Raw genomic sequence first — 24603 nt, forward strand, 5'->3', positions numbered from 1 at the left:
ATCAATTCTCTGGCTGGCCCGGCTCGGAAGCGGCAATAGCGAGACGCGCATAGCCGAGCGCTACCGATCCCCGGATCGCAAGCGGCGTCAGCCCCAGGCTAACGCCATCGGGAAGGCAGGCCTCGAGCGCGGGCATCATTTCGCCGATGACGGCACGCTCCTCGGCGAGCTCCGCCATGATCAGCCGACGGCTGTTCGGCGTGTCGAACCGGGCGACGCATTCCCCGAAGCGGGAAAGCAGAGCCGAATCGCGGTCCGCCGCAGAATCCCCGCTCACCCCCGGCGATACGGATCTGGCGCCCTCCGCTCCCTGCTGCAGCGCTACGGCAGGGTGCTCGAGCAAGGCCACATCCGAAAAATCCGTCACGGTGGCGGGCACTTGCTGCCGCACATAGGCCTCGGCAAGCGCATACCACAGGAGATGCCCCCGCATTCGGAGCGACACCTGGCCCCGCTGCAGGCAATAGCTGTCGACAAGGCCGCGATGCGCGTCGTCAAGCTGGCCTCGATCGTTCGGCGAAGGAAGTCCGCCGGGAAAACCGGAAAGCAATGCCCGCACGCGCTCGGGGCGCCGCTCCACCACACACGTGGCGAAGTTGCGGAGAACCGTTGCGCTCGGCGTACTCTGAAGGGTCGCGTCCTCCGGCTGCTGCGCCGGTGCGCCGAAGACAGGCGCCGCAACGAACATCGCCAGTGAAGCCACTGTGGCGAACATCATTCCGCCGCCTCCATCATCGGCGCGCCGCCGCCGTTGCGTTCCGCGATGCGCCGCTCCAGCTCGGGCCGGAAATGGCGGATCAATCCCTGGATCGGCCACGCCGCCGCATCGCCCAGCGCGCAGATGGTGTGGCCTTCAACCTGCTTGGTCACTTCGTAGAGGGTGTCGATCTCGCGCACATCGGCGTTGCCGGTGCGCAGCCGCTCCATCACGCGCCACATCCAGCCGGTGCCCTCGCGGCAGGGCGTGCACTGGCCGCAGCTCTCATGCTTGTAGAAATAGCTGATCCGGCTGATCGCCTTCACGATGTCGGTCGACTTGTCCATCACGATGATGGCCGCCGTGCCGAGGCCCGATCCCAGCGCCTTCAGCCCATCGAAATCCATCGGCGCATCCATGATCTCGGCGGCCGGCACGAGCGGCACCGACGAGCCGCCCGGGATCACCGCGAGCAGATTGTCCCATCCGCCGCGAATGCCGCCGCAGTGGCGATCGATCAGCTCGCGGAACGGGATCGACATCGCTTCTTCGACCACGCACGGCCGGTTCACATGGCCGCTGATCTGGAAGAGCTTGGTGCCCTTGTTGTTCTCGCGCCCGAAGCTGGCGAACCACTCGGCCCCCCGGCGCAGGATCGTCGGCACCACTGCGATCGATTCGACGTTGTTCACCGTCGTCGGACAACCGTAGAGACCCGCGCCCGCCGGGAATGGCGGCTTCAGCCGCGGCTGGCCCTTCTTCCCCTCGAGGCTCTCGAGCATCGCGGTTTCTTCGCCGCAAATATAGGCGCCGGCACCGCGATGCGCGAAAACATCGAAGTCATAGCCCGAGCCGCAGGCATTCTTGCCGAGCAGGCCCTTGTCGTACGCCTCGGCGATCGCCGCGAACAGCGTTTCGGCCTCGCGGATATATTCGCCGCGGATGTAGATGTACGCCGCCCGCGCGCGCATCGCGAAGCCGGCGACCAGCGCGCCTTCGATCAGCTTGTGCGGATCGTGGCGGATGATCTCGCGGTCCTTGCAGCTGCCCGGCTCGGACTCGTCGGCGTTGATGACGAGGAAGTTCGGCCGATCGGGCTTGGGCTCCTTGGGCATGAAGCCCCACTTCACCCCCGTGGGAAAGCCCGCGCCGCCGCGGCCGCGCAGGCCGGACGCCTTCACGCGGTCGATGATCGTGTCCTGCCCGATCTCGAGCAGCGCCTTGGTATTGTCCCAGTCGCCACGACGCATCGCGGCTTCGAGCCCCCAGGGCTGGAAACCGTAGACGTTCGTGAAGATGCGGTCCTTGTCCGCGAGGGGCGTGAATTCGGTCATCGCGGTCCCGACTTGCCCTTGAAGAATACGAAATAGACGAGCACCGCCAGGCCGATCAGCAGCAACGGCCCGAGCAGGCTGAACGTCGCCTTGAGAAGCCAGCCGATGACGACGATCGCGCCAATGATGGCCAGGATCGTGACGACGAGATTCTTGTCCTTCGCGCTCATGCCCATTCTCCCCGATAATCGTGGTTTTCATCAACCATGGCGGTCAGCGTGGTCGGCCCGCCCTCGGGCTCGCTCGTATGGCGCTGCGGGTTCTGTGAGCCGGGCTTCGGCCGCTCCCCCTTCGCGAGCGCATCAAGGATCGCGACGGTGCTGTCGTAATCGAGATCCTCGTAATTATCGTCGTTGATCTGGACCATCGGCGCGTTGGCGCAATTGCCCATGCACTCGACTTCGGTAAGCGTGAACAGCCCGTCCGGCGTGGTTCCGCCCTTGACCATGCCCTTCGACTTGCACGCCGCGAAGACTTCGTCCGAACCGCGGAGCCAGCACGGCGTCGTTCCGCACACCTGCACATGGTGGCGGCCGACCGGCACGAGATTGAACATGGTGTAGAAGGTCGCGACCTCGAGCACCCGCACATAGGGCAGGTCCAGCTCGCGCGCGACGAATTCCATCACCGGGACCGGCAGCCAGCCCTGGGTGTTCGTCTCCGCCCCGACCTGCCGCTGCGCCAGATCAAGATAGGGAATAGTGCAGCTCTGCTGGCGCCCCTCGGGATAGCGCGCGCGGATTTCCTTCGCCTTGGCGGCGTTCGCCTCGGTCCAGGCGAACCTTCCCCACCGCGCCCGGATCTCCGGAGTATCGGGAATGATCTTCGCATCCGCCATCAGTTCGGCTCGCTCGTCTGGGCCTGCGTCGCACGAACGGGCATGACCGCGGGGCCGGTACGCACCCCGGCCAGCTTTCCGTCGGCGAATTGCAGGAAAGAGATGTAGGTCACTCGGCCGTCGGCGATCCATTCGACGCGGACGACGTCGTTGGGCAAGGCATAGGGCGTGTTCGCGCGCACCTCGCCCGGAATGTCGAAGCCCGCGAACGGCACGCCCGAGCGGCAGTCGGACACGTCCTCGGCGGGGCAGAAGGTCATCGTCGCGCCCGTGCGGACGACTGCGGCAGCATCGCCGAGCGCACCCTCCTCCTCGGCCGCGATCAGCCGATCGACGGCCGCCGCGGTCGCCGGTGCGGGAGGCGAGGCCCCGGCCGCCGAGGGAAGCAGCGAGACGAGCCGCTGGTCGCCGTTCGAGGCGATCACCGGGCCCGACCACATGCCGACGAGCGGACCCGACCGGATCGCGCCTGCGTCCTGCGGCGTCGAAGCCGCCGCCACCGCCAAGAGGAGCATCGGAGCGATCACCGGTCGCACTCGCCGAACACGATATCCATCGCGCCGAGGATCGCCGTGGTGTCGGCCAGCATGTGGCCGCGGCTCATGAAGTCCATCGCCTGAAGATGGCTGAACGCGGTCGGGCGGATCTTGCAGCGGTACGGCTTGTTGGTGCCGTCGGCCACCATGTAGATGCCGAACTCGCCCTTCGGGCTCTCGGTCGCGACATACACGTCGCCGGCAGGCACGTGATAGCCCTCTGTATAGAGCTTGAAGTGGTGGATGAGCGCCTCCATCGAGTGCTTCATCTCACCGCGCTTGGGCGGCCCGACCTTGCGGTCCAGCGTCATCACCGGCCCCTCGGGCATCTCGGCGAGGCACTGTTTCATGATCCGCGCGGACTGGCGCACTTCCTCGACCCGGACCATGAACCGGTCGTAGCAGTCGCCGCGCGTGCCGACGGGGATGTCGAACTCCATCCGGTCGTACACGTCGTAGGGCTGCGACTTGCGGATGTCCCACGGAATGCCGGCGGCACGGATCATCGGCCCGGAAAAGCCCCAGCGGATCGCATCGTCGCGGCTGACCACGGCGATATCGACGTTGCGCTGCTTGAAGATCCGGTTTTCAGCGACCAGGCTGATCGCATCCTCGAACAGCCGGGGCAGCCGCGTGTCGAGCCACTCGCCGATGTCGGCCAGCAGCTTGAGCGGAGCATCCTGATGCACGCCGCCGACACGGAAATAGTTGGAGTGCATCCGCGCGCCCGAAACGCGCTCGAAGAAGTTGAGGCAATCCTCGCGCAGCTCGAACATCCACAGGTTTGGCGTCATCGCGCCGACGTCCATGACGTGCGAACCGAGGTTCAGCATGTGGTTCGAGATGCGCGTCAGCTCGGCGAAGAACACACGCAGATACTGCGCGCGCAGCGGCACCTCGAGGTCGAGCAGCTTTTCCACCGCGAGCACGAAGCTGTGCTCCATGCACATCGGCGAGCAATAATCGAGGCGGTCCATATAGGGGAGCGCCTGAGTGTAGGTCTTGTACTCGATCAGCTTTTCGGTGCCGCGATGCAGCAGTCCGACATGCGGATCGACACGCTCGACGATCTCGCCGTCCAGCTCGAGCACCAGCCGCAGCACGCCGTGCGCGGCCGGATGCTGCGGGCCGAAGTTGATCGTGTAGTTGGCGATTGCGACGTCGCCGGTCGCCGAGTCCTTCTCCGGCGCGCGCTCCATCATCTTGTCGACGGTGTCGGTCATTCGTTCTGCCCGCCTTCCTTGGTGGGCACCACATCAGGGTCCTTGGGCTTGTCCTGCGGCTGGTTGCCCGGATTGGGCTCGCCTGCGCCGGTCTGCGCCGTGCTCTCGGTGGTCTTCACTTCCCTGGCCTGTGGCTTGACGTCCCTGTCGGCCGCCTCGTCGGCCTTCACGATCGTCTCGGCCTTGAGCGGCGTCGGCGCACCCTTTGCCTCGGGAACGGCACCTTCGCTCTTCTCGTCGCCCGGCAGCACATATTGCGCGCCTTCCCACGGGCTCATGAAGTCGAAGTTGCGGAAATCCTGCGCCAGCTCGACCGGCTGATAGACGACGCGCTTGGCCTCTTCCGAATAGCGCAGCTCGACATAGCCGGTGAGCGGGAAGTCCTTGCGCTGCGGATGGCCGACGAAGCCATAATCGGTGAGGATACGCCGCAGATCGGTGTTCCCCTCGAACAGCACGCCGTACATGTCATAGACTTCGCGCTCGAGCCAGCCGGCGACGGGCCAGATGCCGGTCACGCTGGGCACGGGCTGCACCTCGTCGGTGGCGACCTTCACCTTGATGCGGTGATTGCGCGTGAGGCTGAGCAGACAATAGACCAGCTCGAACCGCTCGGGGCGATCCGGATAGTCCACCCCCGCGATTTCCATCAGTTGCTGATAGCCATGCTCCTCGCGCAGCGCTTCCATCGCAGGGATCAGCTTGTCGCGGTCGACGTGGAACGACAGCTCGCCCACCGCCGCACGGACCTCACGAACGAGACCCGCCTCGATCAGCGAGTCGAACGAAGCCACCTCGACGGCGGGATAGCGGGGTGCGGAGGCCCTCACCGTTCGATCGTCCCGACGCGGCGGATCTTCCGTTGCAGCTGCATCACGCCATAGAGCAACGCCTCGGCGGTCGGCGGGCAGCCGGGAACATAGATGTCCACCGGTACGATCCGATCGCACCCGCGCACGACGCTGTAGCTATAGTGATAATAGCCGCCGCCGTTCGCGCAGCTGCCCATCGAGATCACATAGCGCGGTGCCGACATCTGATCGTACACGCGACGCAACGCGGGCGCCATTTTGTTGCAGAGCGTCCCCGCCACGATCATCACGTCCGACTGGCGCGGAGACGCACGCGGCGCCGCGCCGAACCGCTCCATGTCGTAGCGTGGCATGTTGACGTGGATCATCTCGACCGCGCAGCAGGCCAGGCCGAAGGTCATCCACCACAGCGAGCCGGTACGCGCCCACTGGAACAGCTCTTCGGTCGAAGTGACAAGGAATCCCTTGTCGCCCAGCTCGGCGTTCAGATCATTGTAGAATTGCGGGTCGGGCGCCGTTCCCGGCGGCGGAGCCGCAGTGAGATCTACTCCCAATCCAGCGCTCCCTTCTTCCATGCATAGACGAGGCCGAGCGCGAGCTCGGCGATGAAGATCATCATCGAGATCCAGGCCACCCAGCCGAGATCGAAAACCGAGACGGCCCAGGGAAACAGGAACGCCGCCTCGAGATCGAAGACGATGAACAGGATCGCGACGAGATAGAAGCGCACGTCGAACTGGCTGCGCGAATCCTCGAACGCGGGAAAACCGCACTCATATTCGGCAAGCTTCTCGGGATAGGGCTGATGCGCCCCGGTCAGCCGCGCGACGAGCATCGGCAGAAACACGAATGCTGCCGACAGGACGAGCGCCACCCCCAGGAACAGGAGAATCGGCAGATATTGGATCAGATCGACCAAAGGGTATTCTCGCGGTTGCGGAATTTGAGTGGGCTTCTAGGCCGATGGCCGAGGGCTCGCAAGGGTTGGAACCCCTGAGAATCACTCGCAACACCCCCTCGGCAGGGCACGTCCGCGCGAACGGCAACGCTCCGAACGCGATCGCACTCAGGCGGTGCGCAGGGCTCCGGCGACCAGCTTGTGCAGCTTGGAATGAAGCGCGTCGTTCGCGGCGAGATACTGGTTGCGCTGGAGCGCCAGGTCCTGCCCGCGATAGTCAGTGACGAAGCCGCCTGCTTCCTTGACCAGCAGCATGCCCGCCTGCACGTCCCAAGGCTTCAGATCGCTTTCCCAGAAGCCGTCGAACCGGCCCGCAGCCACCCAGGCGAGATCGAGCGCCGCCGATCCGAACCGCCGGATGCCGGCGACCTCGGGCGCGACCGCGCCGAAGATCCGGCTCCACTCGGCGAAATTGCCATGGCCAAGGAACGGAATGCCGGTTGCGATCAGTGCCTCGTCGAGGTGGCGCCGAGCGGAAACGCGGAGCCGCTGGTCCTGAAGCCAAGCTCCCCGGCCTTTCTCGGCCCAGAAGCTCTCGTCGGTGATCGGCTGATAGATATAGCCGTGCGTCACCTCGGGCTTGCCCTGCGAACCGCGCGGATCTTCCACTGCGATCGACATGCAGAAGTGCGGGATGCCGTGGAGGAAGTTCGAAGTGCCGTCGAGCGGATCGATGATCCAGCGCGGCTTGTCCGGATCGCCTTCGATCTCGCCGCGCTCCTCGACGAGGAAGCCCCAATCGGGCCGCGCTTTGCGCAGTTCCTCGATCAGCGTGTCCTCTGCCCGGCGATCCGCCATCGACACGAAATCCGCAGGGCCCTTGCGGCTCACCTGGAGATGCTGGACTTCGTTGAAGTCGCGCCGCAGCCGCGGCCCCGCCTTGCGCGCAGCGCGCTCGATGACGGTGATGAGGCCGGAGTGACTTACCAAAACTGCTTCTCCCCTCCCGCGCGCGGGAATGCCCGGAGACATCGGGCCACCCGCTGACGGTGGTGTTCAGGGCGAGCGCCGGCTCGCCCGCGTTCTCCTCCCGCGCACGGGAGGAGGAATCGATCAATCCGCCCGGCGGACGTAGGTTTGCTCGTACACGTCGACGACGATGCGGGTTCCCGAGGCGATATGTGGCGGAACCATCACGCGCACGCCATTGTCGAGCACGGCCGGCTTGTAGGACGAAGACGCCGTCTGGCCCTTCACTACCGCATCGGCCTCGACCACTTCGGCTTCGATCTGGTCGGGCAGCTGCACGCTGATCGGCTTTTCGTCGTACAGCTCCATCACCACGTCCATGCCGTCCTGCAGGAAAGCGGCGGCGTCGCCCAAAAGGTCGCGCGGCAGGCTGATCTGCTCGTACGTTTCCTTGTCCATGAACGTCAGCATGTCGCCTTCGGCGAACAGGAACTGGAAATCCTTGGTGTCGAGGCGGACGCGCTCGACCGTTTCGGCCGAACGGAACCGGACGTTGTTCTTGCGGCCGTCGATGAGGTTCTTCATCTCGACCTGCATATAGGCACCGCCCTTGCCGGGCTGGGTATGCTGGATCTTCACCGCGCGCCAGATGCCGCCTTCATATTCGATGATGTTGCCGGGACGGATGTCCACGCCGCTGATCTTCATGGGTCTTGCCTGTGAGCTGGAAAGAGCGAGCGCGCGCTTTAGCCGCCGGCCGGGATGGCCGCAAGCAGAGGATAGGGATCGACCGGTGTGCCCTGATGCCAGCGCTCGCCGGGCTGCATGTGGGAAACGCCGAAGTGCAGGTGATGATTGCCCGGCGCCGCATTGCCGGTGTCTCCGACGAAGCCGAGCGGTTCGCCCGCGCGGACCCGCTGCCCCTCGGCAATCCCCGGGGCATAGCCGCCCAGATGCGCGTAGTAGAGCAGCCAGTTCCGGTCCGCGGAGCGGAGATAGAGCGTGATCCCGCCACCGCCTTCGCTCAGAAAGAGCTTCTCGATAATGCCGTCCGTCGCGGCGACCACCGGCGTTCCGCTCGGCGCCATGATGTCGAGCCCGGTATGCAGCCGCTCGCCGCCGTCGCGTGCGTCGCCCCAGTTGCTGCGCAGATCGCCGACGTCGATGCCGGCCACCGGGACCTGCAGCGGCGGCGGGGGGCCGGCGAGCAGCGGCGCCCTCTCCCCGACAATCTGACCGAGCGGCATGTCGGGAAGCGGCTCGAGCCGGCGCGACGCAGTCTCCACGATCTCCGGCTCCGTCTCCAGCAGCGGCGTCACCTGTGGCACCTGAGGCGATTTCTCCCGCGCCGATGGAGTCGTTTCGAAGCGTATCATCGAAACAAACCCCAGGCCGATGACGGCCGCGATCAGCAGAAGGGCCCAGCCGAACCTTTTCATCGAATCACTCCTGGAACACCGCCGGCGTGCCGGGAGCGACCATCAGCGCGAGACGCGCTGCATCCCAGTTGGTGAGCCGGATACAGCCGTGGCTCTGGGCGCGGCCGATCGTGGTGGGCTCGGCGGTGCCGTGGATGCCGTAATGCTCCTTGGAGAGATCGATCCACACCACACCGACGGGACCGTTCGGCCCGGGCGGCAGAGTGACTTCCGCCTCGCTGTCGCTCACGTCCCAGAACAGTTCGGGATTATAGTTGAAGGGCGGATTATAGGCTTCGCCCACGATCTCCCAACGGCCGATCGGCAAGGGATCATGCTCGCTGCCCATCGTCGCGGTGAACTGTGCGACCAGGCGGTCGCTCTCGTCGAAGACGCGCAGCACGCCATCCGATTTGTCGACGACGATCCGCGCCGCTTCGGGTTGACTGGCATCGACGTTCAGGTCGCTCAGCGTGTCGCGCCACTCCTGAGGAAGATTCGAGGGATAGTCGCGCGAGGTCGGAAGTGCGTTGGGGAACAGCACCGGCTCACCGGGCGCGAGCCGCGTGTCGGGCGAGTTGAGCTCGAGCAGCACGCGCGGCGTGGTGTGGAACATCTCGGCCAGCTTCTCCATCGGCGAGCGATAGCCCAGCCGGTCGAGCCGCGCCTGTTCCTCGGGCGATTCGGGCATGTTCGCGACATAGGGGCCGCTCAGCGCGCCCTCGGTAAGCGTCAGCCGCTTCACCGGCCGCACCGCGCGGAACGGCCGCAGCGCCCGGATCGTCGCACGATCGAGTTCGCCCGTTACTTCGATGCCCCGCGATTCCTGAAATCCCTCGAGCGCATTCACGAACGACATCCCCCGGCGCCCGTCGAGCACACCGGGGGAGTAGCCGAGGTGATCGAGGATCACCTGCGCATGGAGGACGTCGAAATCGATCCGATCCGTGCGTTGGCGGAGCGTTTGCGCAGTGGGGGCGGTGTTTTGCGTGGCGCCAGGAACGGCCACGGCAAGAGTGCTCAGCGCAGCAAGGATCGCGATCGTCCGCACGGGTGGGAAGCTCCTCTGGCTCGTTCTCGAATGAAGAACGAGGCAGTGCGGCGCTGGTTTCCTGCGCGGAACGAACCGCTCAGCTCTCCATCAGCTTGGTGAAGGCGCGCACCGCAGCCGCCTCGTCGCCGCTCCACACGCCGCCACACACCGCCAGAAAATCGGCACCGGCAGCGATCAGCGGCGGAGCGTTCTCCGGAGTGATCCCGCCGATCGCCACGCACGGCAGCTCGAACAGCGCGGACCACCAGTTGAGGATCGACGGATCGGGCCGGTGCCGGACCTCCTTGGTAGTCGTCGGGAAGAAGCTCCCGAAGGCGACATAATCGGCGCCCGCCTCGCCCGCTTCCATCGCGAGGTGGCGGCTGTCGTGACAGGTCACGCCGATCTGCGCCGCCGGGCCGAGGATCGACCGCGCCTCGCGCGGGTCGCCATCCCCCTGCCCCAGATGCACGCCGTCGGCGCCCAAGCGCTTGGCGAGGCTCACGCTGTCGTTGACGATGAAGGCCACTTCCCTCTCGGCGCAGATCGCCTGCAGCGGCTCGGCGAGCCGCGCCGCCTGGTGCTGGTCGATTCCCTTCACGCGAAACTGGAACGCCGCCACCGGGCCGGCATCGAGCGCGCGCGCGAGGCGCTCGGGAAAGCTGCCGCCGACCTCGAGCGGCGAGATCAGATAGAGCTGACACGGCGCGCGCCCGTCATCGCGCTGAAAATGGTCCGCGAACCCCTCCAGTGCGTTCGGATCGAACAGCGTGTCATCGTCTGCGGGATCAACCGTCATGCAAAACTCCGTGTGCAGCGCCGTCCGCGTCGGCTGCTCGGGCTGGATGTATCGTCACTGGCGCGGCGCCTTCTACCCCGAGGAGCTGCCGGTCAAGCGATGGTTCGACTTCTATGCCGAGCAGTTCGATACGGTCGAGATCAACAACAGCTTCTATCGCCTGCCCCGGCCGGAGGTGTTCGCCCAGTGGCGTGCGCAGGCGCCGCCCGGCTTCCGCTTCGCGGTCAAGGCGAACCGCTATCTCACCCAGGCCAAGAGGCTGAAGGATCCCGAGGAGCCGATCGCGCGGATGACCACCGCGGTGGCGCCGCTCGCCGATACGCTCGGACCGATTCTCTACCAGCTGCCGCCGCACATGTCGGTGGACCTGCCCCGGCTCGAGCAGTTTCTGAGGCAGTTGCCCGAAAACACCGCGCATGTGCTCGAATTCCGGCACAAGAGCTGGTTCACCGACTCGGCGCTGGCGCTGCTCGAGCGTTTCGGCGCTTCGTTCTGCGCGCACGACATGCCGCAATCGGAAAGTCCCCGCTGGGCTGCGGGGCCGGTCGCCTATGTCCGCTTCCACGGCGGCACGGGCAAATACAGCGGTCGGTATCCGGACGAACGGCTGCTCGACTGGGCCGACTGGATGGCGACCCAGCGCCGCGCCGGGCGCAGCGTCTGGGCCTACTTCAACAATGATGCCGAAGCAGATGCCGTGCAGGATGCGCTCACCCTGAAGGCGATGCTCCGGCAGGCATCGGCCTGACCATCAGACCTTTTGGGTCGACGCGGTGTAGATCTCGTCGATCGCCTCGCCGAGCGCCTTGTCGAACTCGGCATCGCTCATCTGCGCGCGAAGCTCCTCGAGCAGAGCGCGGCTGAAGCTCGCGATCATGCCGCGATTCTTCGCCAGTTCGGCGCATGCCTCGGACCGGCTGTAGCCGCCCGACAACGCCACCACGCGCAGCACGCGCGGATGATCGACGAGCGGATCATACAGACCCGCGTTCGCGGGCAGCGACAGCTTGAGCATCACCTGATCGTCGCCCGGCATCGAATCGAGATTCTTCATAATCTCGTCGCGCAGAATTGCGTCGGCCTCGGCGCGTTCGGGGCTCTTGATGCTCACTTCGGGCTCCAGGATCGGCATCAGACCGGCGGCGAGCACCCGACGGCCCACTTCGAACTGCTGCTTCACGATCGCGGCGATCCCCTCGGCATTGGCGAGGTTGACCACCGACCGCTCCTTGGTGCCGAACACGCCCAGCCCCTTGGCGCGGGCGAGCAACGCATCCAGCTCCGGCATCGGCTTCATCATCTGGACGCCGTTGGCTTCGGTTTCGAGGCCCTTGTCGATCTTGATGAAGGGAACGATGCCCTTGTCGATCAGCGCGGACGGCGTCGGCTTGCCCTCGACGCTTCCGTCCATCGTCTTCTCGAACAGAATCGCACCGATCACCTTGTCACCGGTAAAGGCGGGCGAGCTGATGATGCGGCTGCGCATCTTGTGGATCAACGCGAACATCTCGTCGTCGCCGGAATATTCGCTTTCCTCGATCCCATAGCCGCGCAGCGCCTTCGGGGTCGACCCGCCGCTCTGGTCGAGCGCCGCGATAAAGCCGTCGCCCTTTGCGATCTTCTGTTTCATTGCGTCGTAGTTCATCGGTTCCTCGCCTGTTCCGTATTGAATGCTGCGCTTCAGCGCGTGAGCGCCGCGACGCCGGGCAGCTCCTTGCCTTCCATCCATTCGAGGAAGGCGCCGCCGGCAGTCGAGACGAAGCTGAAATCGTCCGCCACGCCGGCCTGGTTGAGCGCCGCCACCGTGTCGCCCCCGCCGGCCACCGAAACAAGCGTCCCTTCCTTGGTCAGTGCCGCTGCGGTCTTGGCCAGAGCGATGGTCGCCGCGTCGAACGGCGGCGTCTCGAATGCGCCCAGTGGTCCGTTCCACACGAGCGTGCGGCACGTCTTGAGCACGTCCGCCAGCGCCTCGGTCGCGGCCGGGCCGACGTCGAGGATCATCTCGTCCGCGGCCACCTCGTGCACGTTGCAGGTGCGCAGCGATTGGGGGTTGGCGGCGAATTCCTTCGCGACCACCACATCATAGGGCAGGTGCACCGTGCATCCTGCCTTGTCGGCGGCATCGAGGATCGCTTCGGCGGTCCCGGTCAGGTCATGTTCGCACAGCGATTTGCCGACATCCACGCCGCGCGCGGCGAGGAAGGTATTCGCCATCCCGCCGCCGATGATGAGGTGATCGACCTTGACGACGAGATGCTCGAGCACGTCCAGCTTGGTCGAGACCTTGGCCCCGCCGACCACGGCCGCGACCGGATGCTCGGGATTGCCGAGCGCCTTGTCGAGCGCATCCAGCTCGGCTTCCATCTGCCGTCCGGCGAAGGCGGGCAGCACATGCGCCAGCCCCTCGGTCGACGCATGGGCGCGATGCGCAGCCGAAAAGGCGTCGTTGACATACAGGTCCCCGAGCGCGGCGAGCCGCTCGACCGTCTCGGTCGCATTCTTCTCCTCGCCCGGATCGAAGCGCGTATTCTCGAGTATGCCGATCTGCCCCGGTTCCATCGTTGCGATCACGTCCGCCGCGCCCTGATCGTCGATGAACCGAACCTCTCGGCCGAGCAGCACCGTATAGGGCCGCGTGAGCAGCGCGAGCGACAGTTCCGGCTGCCGCACGCCCTTCGGCCGACCGAAATGCGCGAGCAGAACGACAATCGCACCGCGATCGGCCAGTTCGGTCACGGTGGGAACCGTGGCGCGCAGGCGCGTGTCGTCGGTGACCTCGCCGTCCGCCATCGGGACGTTCAGATCCTCGCGCACCAGCACGCGCTTGCCCGCGATATCTCCCATGTCGTCGAGTGTTTTGAAACTGCGGGTCATTCTTCGATCCTGATTGAGTCGCCGATGCGGATCGTGCCGCCGACGATCACCTTCGCTAGCGCGCCGCCGCGCCAGTCGGGGGTCAGCGCCGCCTGCAGCCCGGGGACGATTTCCTCCATCCGGCTGCAAGGATCGCATTCCTGGGTGACTTCGAGCACGACGTCCGCGCCGATGCGCAGACGCGTGCCTTCGGCCTGCGGCAAATCGAAATCCGCAACCAGCAGATTGGCGCGGCGATGCCACCACGGCAGCGAATGGCCGGTTTCCGCCATGGCCTTGTCCCAGTCGCCGGCCTCGATCAGCGAGACTTGGCGTCGCCCCTTGCCGCCGGGGCGAACGACTCCGCGGAAATCGCCATCAAGCCCGCCGTCGACCGTCACCTCGACCGACTCGATCAGTTCGATCGGGCCGCGGGGACGATCGTGGCGGGCGATGCCGGCGAGCTGGGACACGCTGCGGCCTTCCGTCAGCCCAGCTTGGCCATCGCGGCGGCGGTGTCGACCATTCGGTTCGAGAAGCCCCATTCATTGTCGTACCAGCTGACGACGCGAACGAGCTTGCCGTCGATCACTGCGGTTTCGAGGCTGTCGACCGTCGAGCTGTACGGCGTGTGGACGATATCGATCGAGACGAGCGGCTCGTCGGTATAGTGCAGCACGCCCTTCAGAGGCCCGCTCTCCGCCGCTTCCTTCAGCAGCTTGTTGACTTCTTCCTTGGTCGTGTCGCGCTTCGGCGTGAACGTGAGGTCGACCAGGCTGCCATCGGGAACGGGCACGCGAACGGCCGATCCGTCGAGCTTGCCCTTCAGCTCGGGCAGAACCTCGCCCACCGCGCGCGCCGCGCCGGTGGTGGTCGGGATCATCGACATCGCGGCGGCACGTGCGCGGCGCAGGTCGTCGTGGATCTGATCGAGGATCTTCTGATCGTTCGTATAGGCGTGGATCGTCGTCATCAGGCCGCGCTCGATGCCGATCGCATCGTTCAGCACCTTGGCGACGGGCGCCAGGCAGTTGGTGGTGCACGATGCGTTCGAAACGATCTTATGCTCCGCGGTCAGCTTGTCGTGATTGACGCCATAGACGACGGTGAGATCGACTTCCTTGCCCGGCGCCGAGATCAGGACCTTCTTCGCACCGGCGTCGATATGCTTCTGCGCATCAGCACGCTTGGTGAAGAAGCCGGTGCATTCGAGCACCAGATCGACGCCGTTCTTGCCGTGCGGCAGATTCGCGGGATCGCGCTCGGCGGTCACCGTGATGCGCTTGCCGTCGATCACGAGGTCGTTGCCTTCGGCACTCACCTCGCCCGGATATTTCCCGTGAACGCTGTCGCGCGAGAACAGCCATGCATTGGACTTGGCATCGGCGAGATCGTTGATCGTGACGAGCTCCAGCCCGCAATCGGGGCGCTCCAGGATCGCACGCGCCACCAGGCGTCCGATCCGCCCGAACCCGTTGATTGCAACCTTCGTCATCGTCCCTGTCTCCTAGGCTTTGAGTCGTTCGAGGATCTGCGGCACGATCGCCGCGGCCGTGAGGCCGAAATGTTCGAAGAGCCGCAGTGCCGGCCCCGAGGCGCCGAAGCGGTCGAGCCCGAACCGCAGCCCCTCGCTCCCGGTGTAGCGCTCCCAACCCATTGTCGTTCCCGCTTCGATCGAAACCCGCAGGACGCCGGGCGGCAGGATATCGTCGCGGTAGCTCTGCGGTTGCGCGTCGAATCGCTCCCAGCAGGGCATCGAGACGACGTCGGCACCGATGCCTTGGGCTTCGAGCAAATCGCGCGCCTGCACCGCCGTTTCGACCTCGGAACCCGAGGCGATCAGCACCACCTGTCGCCCGGTTTCAGCCGAGCGCAGCCGATAGGCGCCCCGGGCGCAGCGGTTCTCCGCCGCTTCGGTGCGAAGCTGCGGCAGGTTCTGCCGCGACAGCGCGAGCAGCGAAGGCCCGTCCTTGCGCTCGAGCGCCAGCGCCCAGCACTCGGCGGTCTCCACCGTGTCGCACGGACGGTAGACGTCGAGATTGGGGATGAGGCGCAGGCTCATCAGATGTTCGATCGGCTGGTGCGTCGGCCCATCTTCGCCGAGCCCGATCGAGTCATGCGTCATCACATAGGCGACACGCGCATGCTGGAGCGCCGAAAGCCGAATCGCGGGCCGCGCATAATCGGAGAAGACAAGGAACGTGCCGCCATAGGGAATGACGCCGCCGTGCAGCGCCATGCCGTTCATCGCGGCGGCCATGCCGAACTCGCGGATGCCATAATAGAGATAGCGGCCGGAATAATCCTCGGCGGTCAGTGGCTGCAGCGCCTTGGTCTTGGTGTTGTTCGATCCGGTGAGGTCCGCAGAACCGCCGATCGTCTCGGGCACTCCGGCGTTAACCGCTTCGAGCGCCATTTCGGAAGCCTTGCGTGTGGCGACCTTCTTCGGATCGGCGAGCAGCCCGGCGACATAATCGTCCAGGCTGAAATCGGCCGGCAGGTCGCCTGCCATCCGGCGCGCGAATTCGGCACGATCCGAATGAGACGCGAGCCGCTCCTTCCACCCGGCATGCGGTTCGGCAGCGCGCTGGCCTGTTGCCAGCCAGGCCTCGCGAACCCGATCGGGGATCTCGAACGCGGGATAGGGCCACCCCAGAGCCTCGCGGGCCCCGGCGATTTCCTCGGCGCCGAGCGGTGAACCATGCGAGCCCGACGTGCCCGCCTTGGTCGGCGCGCCCTTGCCGATCACCGTACGGCAGCGAACGAGCGACGGCCGATCGTCGTCGCGTGCGGCTTCGAGTGCGCTGGCGACGCTCGCTTCGTCATGCCCATCGCATTCGACGACATGCCAGCCGGTGGCGGCATAGCGGGCGGGAATGTCCTCGCTGGTCGACAGGTGCGTTGGCCCGTCGATCGTGATGTTGTTGTCGTCCCACAGCACGATCAGCCGACCGAGCTTCAAATGGCCGGCCAGCCCGATCGCCTCATGGTTGATGCCTTCCATCAGGCAGCCGTCGCCGGCGATCACCCAAGTGCGGTGATCGACGAGCGCTTCGCCGAACGCTGCGTTCAGATGCCGCTCGGCGATCGCCATGCCGACGGCCATGGCAACGCCCTGCCCCAGCGGCCCCGTCGTGCACTCGACACCGGGAAGCTCGAAATTTTCCGGATGCCCGGCGCAGGGGCTGCCGACCTGACGGAAGTTGCGAATGTCGTCGAGAGTCGGCCGCGCGTAGCCGGAGAGATTCAGCAACGCGTAGAGCAGCATCGAGCCATGCCCCGCCGACAGGACGAACCGGTCGCGATCGGCCCAATGGGGGTCTGCGGGATCGAATTTCAGGAACCGCTCGAAAAGGACCGTGGCGACGTCCGCCATGCCCATCGGCATACCGGGGTGCCCCGAGTTCGCTGCCTCGACGGCGTCCATCGCAAGCGCGCGAATCGCGTTGGCTCGGTCGGCGAAGGAAACGGTCATCGAACTCCCTTGAAGCGGTCTGGCACCCACCGGAGGCCTCCGGGCGACTGCCGTTTAACGGATCGGAACAGGCCTTTGGAACCCGCGCGCGCGCCCGTCAACCGGCGGGGAGGTCCATTGGACGCGAGGGGGCTTGCCGCGCGCTATCGCCATGCTATCGCGACCCGATGGCGGAACCGCCCTCTCCCTCCCAAGTCTCCCCCGCGGTCGATCGCATCGAGCGCGCGGTCGCGCGGATCGAAGCCGCCGCGGCGAGCCGCGCCTTCGCAGCGGAGCGGCTGGCGCGACGCCACGACGCGCTCCGCAGCCGGATCGAGGAAGCGATCGCGTCGCTCGACGCGTTGATCGCGCGCGAGAACGGCACCAGCGGCGGCGAAGCCGACTGATGGCCGAAGTCCAGGTCAGCATCGCCGGTCGCAGCTACACCGTCTCCTGCCGGGACGGCGAGGAACCCCATCTGCGACAGCTGGAGGAAGTGCTCGCCCGCCACGCGCCGACCGCGCAGCGCGCCTCCGGAGGACTCAGCGGCGAACGGACCCTGCTCTATCTCGCGCTCATTCTCGCCGACCTGATCGACGAGGCCGAGCGCAATCCGCCCGGGGGCGTTTCGCCGGTGCTGCTCGATCGCGTCGCCGATCGGCTCGAAGCCGTTGCCGCGGCACTTGAGGAGGACGCCCCGGCATCCTAGATTGGGTGCGGCGGGTACTGCCCGGTGCGAGCTTTAGCGATTATCCCTGAGGCGATAGAACCATCCATGGGAGCTGTCCCTGCCCGGATCCTGGTCCGACGTACACGGCGCCCACCTGACGTTACTGGCGTCAGAGGATATTCAAGCAACCGGCCAGGGTGGTCCCGCCACCCGTGACACCACGCGACGCCAAACACGCGATGCGCAAGCGACTGCGCGCGCTGCGACGCGATTTCGTGCTTGCGGGCGGAGTGCCGCCGATCGAATTTCCCGAGCTGCTCGAACGGCACATCGCTCCGGGCACGATCGTAGCGAGCTACCTGCCGACCCGCTTCGAAGCCGAGCCACGGAAGATCGCGGAGCATGCCCGCGCGCTCGGTGCCAGCCTGGCCCTTCCCCATGTCGACTCATTAGCCGAGCCGATGCGGTTTCTCGCCTGGGCGCCGGGCGATCCGCTCGAGCCCAATGCGTTCGGAATCGAGCAACCGGCGAGTACGGCCGAGGAACGCGCTCCGGACATCATCCTTGCGCCACTCCTCGGTTTCGACGATGCGCTGCACCGGCTGGGACAGGGCGGCGGCTTCTACGACCGCGCCTTCGCCCGGTTCGACCGCGCGCTGCGCATCGGAATCGCCTGGTCGGTCCAGCAACTACCCGACGTCCCGCGAGAAGCGTGGGACATGCCGCTCCATGCGGTCATCACCGAGCGGGGTCTCATCGGCAGGAATTCGATAGCATGAGCACGGAAGTCGAACCGAACTGGCGCAAACCCGTGGGAATGCTCGCAGTGCTGCTGCTCATCTTCGCATGGGTCGTGATCGTGGCGAGCTTCTCGGCGGAAATCGGCGCGCTGCCGTGGCCGCTGCAGATGCTGATCTATGTGGTGCTGGGGATCGCCTGGATCTTCCCGGCGGCGCCTGTCCTGCGCTGGATGGAGACCGGCCGCTTCCGGCGGTGAAGCGCGGGCCGGAGGCGCATGCCTCCGGCCACAGGCGCCTTACAGATTACAGATAGGTATAGCCGTAATAGGTGTAGACGCGCTCGCCATAGTCGCGATCGTAGTTCGGCTCGTCGCCGCCGCGCTCGTAGTTCGGGGCGCCTTCAAGCTGCTCCTTGGTGACGTTCACGACATAGCCGTTCTTGTCGATGTCATAGGTGAGCGCCTGCCACGGCAACGGGTAATGCCGGTCGCCGATTCCGAACAGGCCGCCGAACGACATCACGGCATATTCCGCCTGTCCCGATTTCTTGTCGACCATGAAGCGCTCGACCGTGCCGAGCCGGTCGCCTTCGGGATTGTAGACGGCGGTGCCCTCTACCTTGTCGGACGCGATGATGCGGTTGGTTTCGCGGGTGTCCACATCCATGGAAAACCTCCTACTCCGATACACGGCGCCGCGAGAATCGCGACGCTGCGACCAGAACGCGCGAGCACGCGACAGGTCCTGCGAGAACAGCAAAAAATAGGAGGGAACATTCGCCGAAAATGGCGCGAGTGACGGGGCTCGAACCCGCGACCTCCGGCGTGACAGGCCGGCGCTCTAACCAACTGAGCTACACCCGCGTTCTTGCGAGAGCGCGGCTGTTAGGGGACGTCCGGAGGGCTGTCAACCCGATTGGTCGTCGCCTCCCGGCGGCCGGCTGCGCGCTGCCTTCCGATCCGCCACCAGCGTGCCGTGTTCGAACAGGAAACCGGCGATATCCGGCTTCCCCGAGGCATCGAGCACGGTCTGGATGATGATGAGGAGCGGCACCGCGAGAAGCGCGCCGGGCGTTCCCCACACCCAGCCCCAGAAGCTGAGCGAGATGAGAATCATGATCGGACTGATCGTGAGACGATGCCCCACCACGAGCGGAGTGATGAGATTCGCCTCGATCAGATGCGCGCCGATCACGATCACAGCCGGCAGCAGCGCAAGCCACATGTCGGAAAAGGTCATCAGCCCGCCCACGGCGAGCAGCAGCGCCGCCAGCACGGGACCGAAATAGGGAATATAGTTGAGCAGCGCCGTGATGCCGCCCCACATCAGCGGCGTGGGCATTCCGATCAGCGCCAGCGCGCCCGCCACGACCAGCCCCAGCGTCAGATTAATGAGCGTGATCGTGCCCAGATAGGCCGAGGTGTCGTCGACGACGTCCTGAATCACCCGCGCCGTCGCCATCGCGCCGCCGAAGCTCGTCCGGCTGGTGATCGCGCGGCGCCGCAGCCGGGTCCAGCCGGAGAGAAAGAAATAGATCAGCAGCACGGCGAAGAACATCTGCACCAGCGCATGCGGAGCCGATGTGGTGAACAGATCGAGCAACGACCGCGGCGGAGGCCCCGCGACAGCCTCCGGCTGCTGAACGATCGGGCCGGAGGCGAACTTGCGCAGCGTCTCGTCGACGAATCGCTGCAGCGTCGAATAGAGTTCGATCACCGGCGCGAGATTCGCCTGGATCTGCCCCACCCGATCGGGAAGCAGGCGGAGCCACTGCCACGCCGGCACCACGATCAGCGCCAGCGCGACATTGGCGGCGATCAGAAACATCAGCACGCACATCAGCGCCGCCAGCGGCCCGGGAATCCTATGATGCTCGAGCCATTCGAGCAGTGGGACGAGTGCGATCGCCACGACCAGCGCCGCCGTGAGCGGAAGGAAGAATTCGGCGCCGGCACGCAACGCGAAGGGTGTGGCGAGCAGCAGGCCGATGCCGGCCATCAGCGTGAGCCCCGCGAGCAGCCGATCACGGCGAAGTTCGATGCTGCCCTCGGCAGGCGCTGCGGGCGCGGGAAGCGGATCCGGCGGGCGCGAAGCGGGCGGCGGAGCCGACGGTCCCTCGCCAATCATTTCTTCCGCTTTCTGGTCGAGATCCCCGTGCACGCGCGTCCCCTGTTCGTTCCATCCTCTAGCGCGGTTTGCAGCGGTTGTAATCCCGGCTAGCGTCGCCGCCATGGGCGAATTGCTGCTGGTCATCGACGAAGGCACCACCTCGACGCGCGCGATGCTGTTCGCGCCCGACGGAAGCTGTCGCGGCAGTCACTCGGCCGCGCTGACACAGCAGTATCCCGGGCCCGGCCTCGTCGAGCATGATGCGAACGAGATCTGGCGGCATTCGCTCGAATGCGCACAAGCGATGGTCGAAGCTGCGGGCGGCGCCACTCGAATCGCGGCGATCGGCATCGCCAATCAGCGCGAGACAGTGGTGTTCTGGGATCGTGCCACCGGCGAGCCGCTGGCGCCCGCGATCGTCTGGCAGGACCGGCGCACGGCGGCAATGTGCCGCGCGCTCAAGGAGCGCGGGGAGGAAGGCGCGGTGCAGGCGCGCACCGGACTGCTGCTCGATCCCTATTTCTCCGGCACCAAGATCGGCTGGGCGCTCGAGCATTGGCCGCAACTCGCCGAAGCCGGCGACCGGCTGGCGATCGGAACGGTCGAAAGCTGGCTGGTGTGGAAGCTGACCGGCGGGCTCCACATTACCGACGCGACCAATGCATCGCGCACCTTGTTGATGGGGCTTGGCTCGGGGAGCTGGGACGACGGGCTGATCGACCTGTTCGGCGCGCCGCGCGGCAGCCTCCCCGAGATCGTCGACTCGGCCGGGCGCTTCGGCGTGACGCGGCTGTTCGGCGGCGAAATCCCGATCTGCGGCATGGCCGGCGACCAACAGGCGGCCAGCATCGGCCAATGCTGCTTCGCACGGGGTGAGGCCAAGGGCACCTTTGGCACCGGCGCATTCATCCTGGCCAACGCGGGCACCACGCCGCCGGCATCTAAAAACCGGCTGCTGGCGACGGTGCTGTGGCAGCTCGGCGGGCGGCGCGTCTATGCGCTGGAGGGCGCTGTGTTCGTCGCCGGGAGCCTGGTGCAGTGGCTGCGCGACTCGCTGGGACTGATCGAAAACGCGGAGGAGACCGAGGCGCTCGCGGGCTCGGTCGACGACAATGGCGGCACCTATCTCGTCCCCGCGCTTTCAGGTCTGGGCGCACCTTGGTGGGAGCCGGAGGCGCGTGCGGCGATCTCGGGCCTGAGCTTCGCCACTTCGCGGGCGCACATCGTGCGTGCGGCGCTCGAGGCGCAGGCGCTGCAGACGCAGGATCTCAAGACCGCATTCGCCGCCGATGGTGCGGATTGGGAGCGGCTGCGCATCGACGGCGGAATGGTGACGAACGACTGGATCGCGCAGGACATGGCCGATGTCCTCGACATTCCGGTCGAGCGGCCGCGCTTCGCGGAGACGACTGCATTGGGCGCCGCGATGCTGGCGGGGCTCGGCAGCGGCATGTTCGCCGATCTGGCGGACGCGCGCGCGATGCGCGGCAGCGTCGAGCATTTCGAACCGAGGCTGACATCCGACGATCGCGAGGCGCGCCTCGCCGGCTGGCGCCGCGCCGTAGCAGCCATCGTTGACGCCCAGCCATGACCTCTCCGCTCGACGAGGCGCGGGCAAGCAACAGCTGCAGCGGGCTCGACTCGGCCGAACTCGAGGAACTGGATGCAGTCGCTCGGCTCTATCTGAGTGCGAACGACGGCTTCATGCGGCTCGTCAATCGACTCGGCGAAAGTGTCGGCAGCGCGATTGATCGTCTGCCGCAGGACTGGCGCGCGCGAATCGATGGAGCGGCAGAGACGGCGCTGCAAATCGCATGGGAGGGTGCCGCCGCGACCCAGCCGCGGCGGGACGCCAGGCTTCGAGGCACGGCTCCGCTGCGCTGGACCACGGGCGAGCGCTGGCACCGCTATGCGACTGCCGCCACCGGCGCTCTGGGCGGTCTCGGCGGCCTGCCGACGACGCTCGCCGACCTGCCGGTCACGATCACGCTGATCCTGCGGTCGATCCAGCAGATCGCGGCCGAATATGGCGAAGATCCCGCCGCCGACGATGTGCGCAGGCAATGTGTCGCCGTGTTCGCGCTGGGAGGACCTTTGCCCGAGGACGACGAACAGGATGCGAGTTTGCTAGCGGTACGGCTTGCGCTCACCGGCAAGGCGGCCGTCGACATCATTCGGATCGTCGCGCCACGGCTGGGCATCGTCGTTTCGGAGAAACTGCTCGCGCAAGCCACGCCGCTGCTCGGTGCAGCGGCCGGCGCGGCGATCAATCCCGCCTTTACGCGCTATTATCAGCGCATGGCGCATGTTCATTTCCGGTTGCGCGCCATCGAGCAACGGCACGCACCGGAGCAGGTCCGGGCCTGTTTCGACCGGATCGTGCGCGCGAAACGCGGCCGCGCATCACCGGGCCATCCGCCGGCGGCGCCAGCCGACTGACGCCGCCGCGTTGCTTCAGCACCGGAGGTCTCCGCTGTCCGCTCCGGCAGGCGGAGCGGCGCTCGGCATCAGGCAGCCGCTTCTTCCGAAAAAAGCAGCTTCAGGTCCTTCTTCAGGATCTTGCCGTTGGCATTGCGCGGCAGCACGTCCTTGACGAAGCGGATCGCCACCGGCGTCTTGAACGCCGCAAGGCGATCGCGAACCCATTGCTGAAGCTCCGCCTCGGTCGCCTGCATCCCCGGCGCGAGATGCACCACCGCAGCCGGCTCCTCCCCCAGCGTCTTGTGGGGAATGCCGATCAGCGCGCAATCGGTTACCGCCGGGTGCGCATAGAGCACATCCTCGACTTCGGACGAGTAGATGTTCTCGCCTCCCCGGATGATGATGTCCTTGGCGCGATCGACGATGAAGCAGAAGCCTTCTTCGTCGAGCCGCGCGAGGTCGCCGGTCCGGACCCAGCCGTCGACGAACGTCTCGGCAGTCGCTTCGGGCTTGTTCCAATAGCCCTTCACGACCATCGGCCCCTTCGCCCAGAGCTCACCGACTTCGCCGACGGGAAGCTCGCGACTGCCGTCGGGCGCCATGATCTTCAGGTCGGCGACCGCGACCGCCGGGCCGCAGCTGTTCGGGCGGGTGAGATAATCCTCGGCCGAGTGCTGCGTGACCGTGGCCATGGTCTCGGTCATCCCCCAGCCATTGCCCGGGAGCGCGCCGAATTCCTGATAGATCCGCTTCACCAGTTCGGGGGCCGACGGCGCGCCGCCATAGGAGATGGTGTCGAGCGAGGAGAGATCGTAGTTGGCGCGCTCGGGATGTTCGAGCAGCTGCCAGGCGATCGTCGGGACGCCGCCGGTGAACTGCACCTTCTCGCGCTGGATGATCTCCATCGCGCTCACCGGATCCCATTTGCGCATGAAGATGACCGTAGAACCGGAGACGATTCCGGCCATCAGCGCCGCGCTGCACGCGGTGACGTGGAACAGCGGGATGACCAGCAGCGATACCTTGGGCTCGGGTGCGGCCGGCGGCACCTCACCGCGCCGGAGCATCGCGCGCGCGGCGGTATAGCCGCTCGACAGGATGTTGGTGCAGATGTTGCGGTGGGTGCCCAGCGCACCCTTGGGATTGCCGGTCGTGCCGCTGGTGTAGAAAATGGTCGCATCGTCGTCCGGATGAACCTCGACGTCGGGCAGCGGCACGTCGGGCAGCTTCGCCCAGTCGGAACGCGTGCCGATCAGCACTTCGAGCCGGCTTACCCGGGAGTCCTCGATGGGATCGCGGCCGCGCGTGACGACGACTCGTTCGAGCGCCGGCAGATCGCCGAAGTGCGGCAGCAGCCGCTCGTACCGCTGACCGTCGAGGAAGGCGATCTTCGCACCGGAATCGGCGAGACCATATTCCAGCTCGCCGCCGGTCCACCACGCGTTGAGCGGCACGACCACCGCCCCGATGCTGACCACGGCGAAGAAGATTGCCGGCCATTCGGGAAGGTTGCGCATCGCGAGCGCGACCCGGTCTCCCTTGCGGACGCCCTGATCGTGCAGCCAGTTCGCCAGATTGGCTACGGCGCGCCAATTCGCCTCATAGGTGACGCGCTCGTCCTCATAGACGGTGAACACCCGATCGCCGTGGCCCCGCACGAGCTGGGCCAGGATCCGCAGCGAGGGCGGCGCGTTCTTCCAGACACGCGTGGGGACGCCACGGATGTCGATGGTCTCCATCTCGAAGCGTTGGCCCGGCGCGGTCAGCGCGGCCTGGACCTCGCCGAGCGACATGCGGGG

29 protein-coding genes and 1 tRNA gene are annotated in these 24603 nt (G+C 66.3%); 7 read left to right on the top strand and 23 right to left on the bottom strand.

Features of this window, described 5'->3' with window-relative positions:
• Position 1: 1 nt before the first annotated feature.
• The 14 genes from H7V21_RS02455 to thiE all read right to left on the bottom strand — a co-directional run bounded on the left by H7V21_RS02455 (position 2) and on the right by thiE (position 10557).
• Positions 2 to 718 (bottom strand): hypothetical protein, encoded by a 717-nt coding sequence (locus H7V21_RS02455; RefSeq protein ID WP_188055057.1) that lies wholly within the window; start codon positions 716 to 718, stop codon positions 2 to 4.
• A complete protein-coding gene (nuoF, locus tag H7V21_RS02460) occupies positions 715 to 2031 on the bottom strand; it encodes an NADH-quinone oxidoreductase subunit NuoF (RefSeq protein ID WP_188055058.1) in 1317 nt (438 codons plus the stop codon). The genes H7V21_RS02455 and nuoF overlap by 4 nt, the downstream gene beginning before the upstream one ends.
• On the bottom strand, positions 2028 to 2201 hold the full coding sequence (locus H7V21_RS02465; protein WP_188055059.1) for a hypothetical protein: 174 nt from the start codon (positions 2199 to 2201) through the stop codon (positions 2028 to 2030). Before H7V21_RS02465 ends, nuoF begins: the two co-directional genes overlap by 4 nt.
• Positions 2198 to 2869 carry a complex I 24 kDa subunit family protein gene (locus H7V21_RS02470; protein WP_188055060.1) on the bottom strand — a complete coding sequence of 224 codons (672 nt, stop codon included), beginning with the start codon at positions 2867 to 2869 and terminating at the stop codon, positions 2198 to 2200. Before H7V21_RS02470 ends, H7V21_RS02465 begins: the two co-directional genes overlap by 4 nt.
• Entirely contained in the window at positions 2869 to 3405 is a 537-nt protein-coding gene (locus H7V21_RS02475) for a hypothetical protein (protein ID WP_188055061.1), read from the bottom strand. Before H7V21_RS02475 ends, H7V21_RS02470 begins: the two co-directional genes overlap by 1 nt.
• Positions 3393 to 4628, bottom strand: a complete 1236-nt coding sequence (locus H7V21_RS02480) for an NADH-quinone oxidoreductase subunit D (RefSeq protein ID WP_188055062.1) — start codon at positions 4626 to 4628, stop codon at positions 3393 to 3395. Before H7V21_RS02480 ends, H7V21_RS02475 begins: the two co-directional genes overlap by 13 nt.
• Complete coding sequence (locus H7V21_RS02485; protein ID WP_188055063.1) at positions 4625 to 5458, bottom strand: NADH-quinone oxidoreductase subunit C; 834 nt, start codon at positions 5456 to 5458, stop codon at positions 4625 to 4627. Before H7V21_RS02485 ends, H7V21_RS02480 begins: the two co-directional genes overlap by 4 nt.
• Positions 5455 to 6015, bottom strand: a complete 561-nt coding sequence (locus H7V21_RS02490) for a NuoB/complex I 20 kDa subunit family protein (protein ID WP_262503972.1) — start codon at positions 6013 to 6015, stop codon at positions 5455 to 5457. The genes H7V21_RS02485 and H7V21_RS02490 overlap by 4 nt, the downstream gene beginning before the upstream one ends.
• Complete coding sequence (ndhC, locus tag H7V21_RS02495) at positions 5985 to 6359, bottom strand: NADH-quinone oxidoreductase subunit A (RefSeq protein ID WP_188055064.1); 375 nt, start codon at positions 6357 to 6359, stop codon at positions 5985 to 5987. Before ndhC ends, H7V21_RS02490 begins: the two co-directional genes overlap by 31 nt.
• A gap of 147 nt (positions 6360 to 6506) precedes the next feature.
• Positions 6507 to 7328: an inositol monophosphatase family protein gene (locus H7V21_RS02500; protein WP_188055065.1), complete on the bottom strand. Its 822-nt coding sequence runs from the start codon at positions 7326 to 7328 to the stop codon at positions 6507 to 6509.
• Between the two features lie 123 nt (positions 7329 to 7451).
• Entirely contained in the window at positions 7452 to 8015 is a 564-nt protein-coding gene (efp, locus tag H7V21_RS02505) for an elongation factor P (RefSeq protein WP_188055066.1), read from the bottom strand.
• A gap of 38 nt (positions 8016 to 8053) precedes the next feature.
• Positions 8054 to 8746 (bottom strand): M23 family metallopeptidase, encoded by a 693-nt coding sequence (locus tag H7V21_RS02510; RefSeq protein ID WP_262503973.1) that lies wholly within the window; start codon positions 8744 to 8746, stop codon positions 8054 to 8056.
• Positions 8747 to 8750: 4 nt separating this feature from the next.
• A complete protein-coding gene (locus tag H7V21_RS02515; protein ID WP_262503974.1) occupies positions 8751 to 9776 on the bottom strand; it encodes a L,D-transpeptidase in 1026 nt (341 codons plus the stop codon).
• A 79-nt stretch (positions 9777 to 9855) separates the two neighbouring features.
• Positions 9856 to 10557 carry a thiamine phosphate synthase gene (gene thiE / locus H7V21_RS02520; protein WP_188055067.1) on the bottom strand — a complete coding sequence of 234 codons (702 nt, stop codon included), beginning with the start codon at positions 10555 to 10557 and terminating at the stop codon, positions 9856 to 9858.
• On the opposite strand from thiE, the gene H7V21_RS02525 reads away from it, so the two are divergent.
• Positions 10556 to 11305, top strand: coding sequence for a DUF72 domain-containing protein (locus H7V21_RS02525; RefSeq protein ID WP_188055068.1), 750 nt, complete (start codon positions 10556 to 10558; stop codon positions 11303 to 11305). The genes thiE and H7V21_RS02525 overlap by 2 nt on opposite strands.
• A 3-nt stretch (positions 11306 to 11308) precedes the next feature.
• Here H7V21_RS02525 and H7V21_RS02530 read toward each other — a convergent pair whose 3' ends face one another.
• The 5 genes from H7V21_RS02530 to tkt are packed head-to-tail and all read right to left on the bottom strand — an operon-like array spanning position 11309 to position 16885.
• Entirely contained in the window at positions 11309 to 12202 is an 894-nt protein-coding gene (locus tag H7V21_RS02530; protein ID WP_188055069.1) for a fructose bisphosphate aldolase, read from the bottom strand.
• Positions 12203 to 12237: 35 nt separating this feature from the next.
• Positions 12238 to 13431: a phosphoglycerate kinase gene (locus H7V21_RS02535; RefSeq protein WP_188055070.1), complete on the bottom strand. Its 1194-nt coding sequence runs from the start codon at positions 13429 to 13431 to the stop codon at positions 12238 to 12240.
• Positions 13428 to 13883, bottom strand: a complete 456-nt coding sequence (locus H7V21_RS02540; RefSeq protein WP_188055071.1) for an MOSC domain-containing protein — start codon at positions 13881 to 13883, stop codon at positions 13428 to 13430. Before H7V21_RS02540 ends, H7V21_RS02535 begins: the two co-directional genes overlap by 4 nt.
• Positions 13884 to 13897: 14 nt before the next feature.
• On the bottom strand, positions 13898 to 14905 hold the full coding sequence (gap, locus tag H7V21_RS02545; RefSeq protein WP_188055072.1) for a type I glyceraldehyde-3-phosphate dehydrogenase: 1008 nt from the start codon (positions 14903 to 14905) through the stop codon (positions 13898 to 13900).
• Positions 14906 to 14917: 12 nt separating this feature from the next.
• Positions 14918 to 16885 (bottom strand): transketolase, encoded by a 1968-nt coding sequence (tkt, locus tag H7V21_RS02550; RefSeq protein ID WP_188055073.1) that lies wholly within the window; start codon positions 16883 to 16885, stop codon positions 14918 to 14920.
• Positions 16886 to 17052: 167 nt separating this feature from the next.
• Here tkt and H7V21_RS02555 point away from each other — a divergent pair, with 167 nt between their 5' ends.
• The 4 genes from H7V21_RS02555 to H7V21_RS02570 all read left to right on the top strand — a co-directional run bounded on the left by H7V21_RS02555 (position 17053) and on the right by H7V21_RS02570 (position 18531).
• Entirely contained in the window at positions 17053 to 17271 is a 219-nt protein-coding gene (locus H7V21_RS02555) for a hypothetical protein (protein ID WP_188055074.1), read from the top strand.
• Positions 17271 to 17573 (top strand): cell division protein ZapA, encoded by a 303-nt coding sequence (locus H7V21_RS02560; protein ID WP_188055075.1) that lies wholly within the window; start codon positions 17271 to 17273, stop codon positions 17571 to 17573. The genes H7V21_RS02555 and H7V21_RS02560 overlap by 1 nt, the downstream gene beginning before the upstream one ends.
• Positions 17574 to 17773: 200 nt before the next feature.
• Complete coding sequence (locus tag H7V21_RS02565; protein ID WP_188055076.1) at positions 17774 to 18313, top strand: 5-formyltetrahydrofolate cyclo-ligase; 540 nt, start codon at positions 17774 to 17776, stop codon at positions 18311 to 18313.
• Entirely contained in the window at positions 18310 to 18531 is a 222-nt protein-coding gene (locus H7V21_RS02570; protein WP_188055077.1) for a DUF2842 domain-containing protein, read from the top strand. Before H7V21_RS02565 ends, H7V21_RS02570 begins: the two co-directional genes overlap by 4 nt.
• A 46-nt stretch (positions 18532 to 18577) precedes the next feature.
• On the opposite strand, the gene H7V21_RS02575 is transcribed toward H7V21_RS02570, so the two are convergent.
• The 3 genes from H7V21_RS02575 to H7V21_RS02585 all read right to left on the bottom strand — a co-directional run bounded on the left by H7V21_RS02575 (position 18578) and on the right by H7V21_RS02585 (position 20401).
• Positions 18578 to 18940, bottom strand: a complete 363-nt coding sequence (locus H7V21_RS02575; RefSeq protein ID WP_188055078.1) for a PRC-barrel domain-containing protein — start codon at positions 18938 to 18940, stop codon at positions 18578 to 18580.
• Between the two features lie 120 nt (positions 18941 to 19060).
• Positions 19061 to 19137, bottom strand: a tRNA-Asp gene (locus H7V21_RS02580).
• Positions 19138 to 19180: 43 nt separating this feature from the next.
• The gene (locus tag H7V21_RS02585) at positions 19181 to 20401 is read right to left on the bottom strand and encodes an AI-2E family transporter (protein ID WP_188056307.1); all 1221 of its coding nucleotides are present in this window, start codon (positions 20399 to 20401) and stop codon (positions 19181 to 19183) included.
• Between the two features lie 103 nt (positions 20402 to 20504).
• On the opposite strand from H7V21_RS02585, the gene H7V21_RS02590 reads away from it, so the two are divergent.
• Positions 20505 to 21974: an FGGY family carbohydrate kinase gene (locus H7V21_RS02590; protein ID WP_188055079.1), complete on the top strand. Its 1470-nt coding sequence runs from the start codon at positions 20505 to 20507 to the stop codon at positions 21972 to 21974.
• The gene (locus tag H7V21_RS02595) at positions 21971 to 22822 is read left to right on the top strand and encodes an EcsC family protein (RefSeq protein ID WP_188055080.1); all 852 of its coding nucleotides are present in this window, start codon (positions 21971 to 21973) and stop codon (positions 22820 to 22822) included. Before H7V21_RS02590 ends, H7V21_RS02595 begins: the two co-directional genes overlap by 4 nt.
• A 68-nt stretch (positions 22823 to 22890) precedes the next feature.
• Here H7V21_RS02595 and H7V21_RS02600 read toward each other — a convergent pair whose 3' ends face one another.
• A complete protein-coding gene (locus H7V21_RS02600) occupies positions 22891 to 24597 on the bottom strand; it encodes a class I adenylate-forming enzyme family protein (RefSeq protein ID WP_188056308.1) in 1707 nt (568 codons plus the stop codon).
• Positions 24598 to 24603: the final 6 nt, after the last annotated feature.

It is taken from the genome of Sphingosinithalassobacter sp. CS137 (assembly GCF_014334115.1).
GTDB lineage: Bacteria > Pseudomonadota > Alphaproteobacteria > Sphingomonadales > Sphingomonadaceae > Sphingomonas.

What these genes read in the sequence shown, in the direction of transcription:
- H7V21_RS02455 (WP_188055057.1), bottom strand. Translation starts at nt 718, where the DNA reads ATGATGTTCGCCACAGTGGCTTCACTGGCGATGTTCGTTGCGGCGCCT.
- nuoF (WP_188055058.1), bottom strand. Translation starts at nt 2,031, where the DNA reads ATGACCGAATTCACGCCCCTCGCGGACAAGGACCGCATCTTCACGAAC.
- H7V21_RS02465 (WP_188055059.1), bottom strand. Translation starts at nt 2,201, where the DNA reads ATGAGCGCGAAGGACAAGAATCTCGTCGTCACGATCCTGGCCATCATT.
- H7V21_RS02470 (WP_188055060.1), bottom strand. Translation starts at nt 2,869, where the DNA reads ATGGCGGATGCGAAGATCATTCCCGATACTCCGGAGATCCGGGCGCGG.
- H7V21_RS02480 (WP_188055062.1), bottom strand. Translation starts at nt 4,628, where the DNA reads ATGACCGACACCGTCGACAAGATGATGGAGCGCGCGCCGGAGAAGGAC.
- H7V21_RS02490 (WP_262503972.1), bottom strand. Translation starts at nt 6,015, where the DNA reads ATGGAAGAAGGGAGCGCTGGATTGGGAGTAGATCTCACTGCGGCTCCG.
- efp (WP_188055066.1), bottom strand. Translation starts at nt 8,015, where the DNA reads ATGAAGATCAGCGGCGTGGACATCCGTCCCGGCAACATCATCGAATAT.
- H7V21_RS02510 (WP_262503973.1), bottom strand. Translation starts at nt 8,746, where the DNA reads ATGAAAAGGTTCGGCTGGGCCCTTCTGCTGATCGCGGCCGTCATCGGC.
- H7V21_RS02525 (WP_188055068.1), top strand. Translation starts at nt 10,556, where the DNA reads ATGCAAAACTCCGTGTGCAGCGCCGTCCGCGTCGGCTGCTCGGGCTGG.
- thiE (WP_188055067.1), bottom strand. Translation starts at nt 10,557, where the DNA reads ATGACGGTTGATCCCGCAGACGATGACACGCTGTTCGATCCGAACGCA.
- H7V21_RS02530 (WP_188055069.1), bottom strand. Translation starts at nt 12,202, where the DNA reads ATGAACTACGACGCAATGAAACAGAAGATCGCAAAGGGCGACGGCTTT.
- H7V21_RS02535 (WP_188055070.1), bottom strand. Translation starts at nt 13,431, where the DNA reads ATGACCCGCAGTTTCAAAACACTCGACGACATGGGAGATATCGCGGGC.
- gap (WP_188055072.1), bottom strand. Translation starts at nt 14,905, where the DNA reads ATGACGAAGGTTGCAATCAACGGGTTCGGGCGGATCGGACGCCTGGTG.
- tkt (WP_188055073.1), bottom strand. Translation starts at nt 16,885, where the DNA reads ATGACCGTTTCCTTCGCCGACCGAGCCAACGCGATTCGCGCGCTTGCG.
- H7V21_RS02555 (WP_188055074.1), top strand. Translation starts at nt 17,053, where the DNA reads ATGGCGGAACCGCCCTCTCCCTCCCAAGTCTCCCCCGCGGTCGATCGC.
- H7V21_RS02560 (WP_188055075.1), top strand. Translation starts at nt 17,271, where the DNA reads ATGGCCGAAGTCCAGGTCAGCATCGCCGGTCGCAGCTACACCGTCTCC.
- H7V21_RS02565 (WP_188055076.1), top strand. Translation starts at nt 17,774, where the DNA reads ATGCGCAAGCGACTGCGCGCGCTGCGACGCGATTTCGTGCTTGCGGGC.
- H7V21_RS02570 (WP_188055077.1), top strand. Translation starts at nt 18,310, where the DNA reads ATGAGCACGGAAGTCGAACCGAACTGGCGCAAACCCGTGGGAATGCTC.
- H7V21_RS02575 (WP_188055078.1), bottom strand. Translation starts at nt 18,940, where the DNA reads ATGGATGTGGACACCCGCGAAACCAACCGCATCATCGCGTCCGACAAG.
- H7V21_RS02585 (WP_188056307.1), bottom strand. Translation starts at nt 20,401, where the DNA reads ATGATTGGCGAGGGACCGTCGGCTCCGCCGCCCGCTTCGCGCCCGCCG.
- H7V21_RS02590 (WP_188055079.1), top strand. Translation starts at nt 20,505, where the DNA reads ATGGGCGAATTGCTGCTGGTCATCGACGAAGGCACCACCTCGACGCGC.
- H7V21_RS02595 (WP_188055080.1), top strand. Translation starts at nt 21,971, where the DNA reads ATGACCTCTCCGCTCGACGAGGCGCGGGCAAGCAACAGCTGCAGCGGG.
- H7V21_RS02600 (WP_188056308.1), bottom strand. Translation starts at nt 24,597, where the DNA reads ATGTCGCTCGGCGAGGTCCAGGCCGCGCTGACCGCGCCGGGCCAACGC.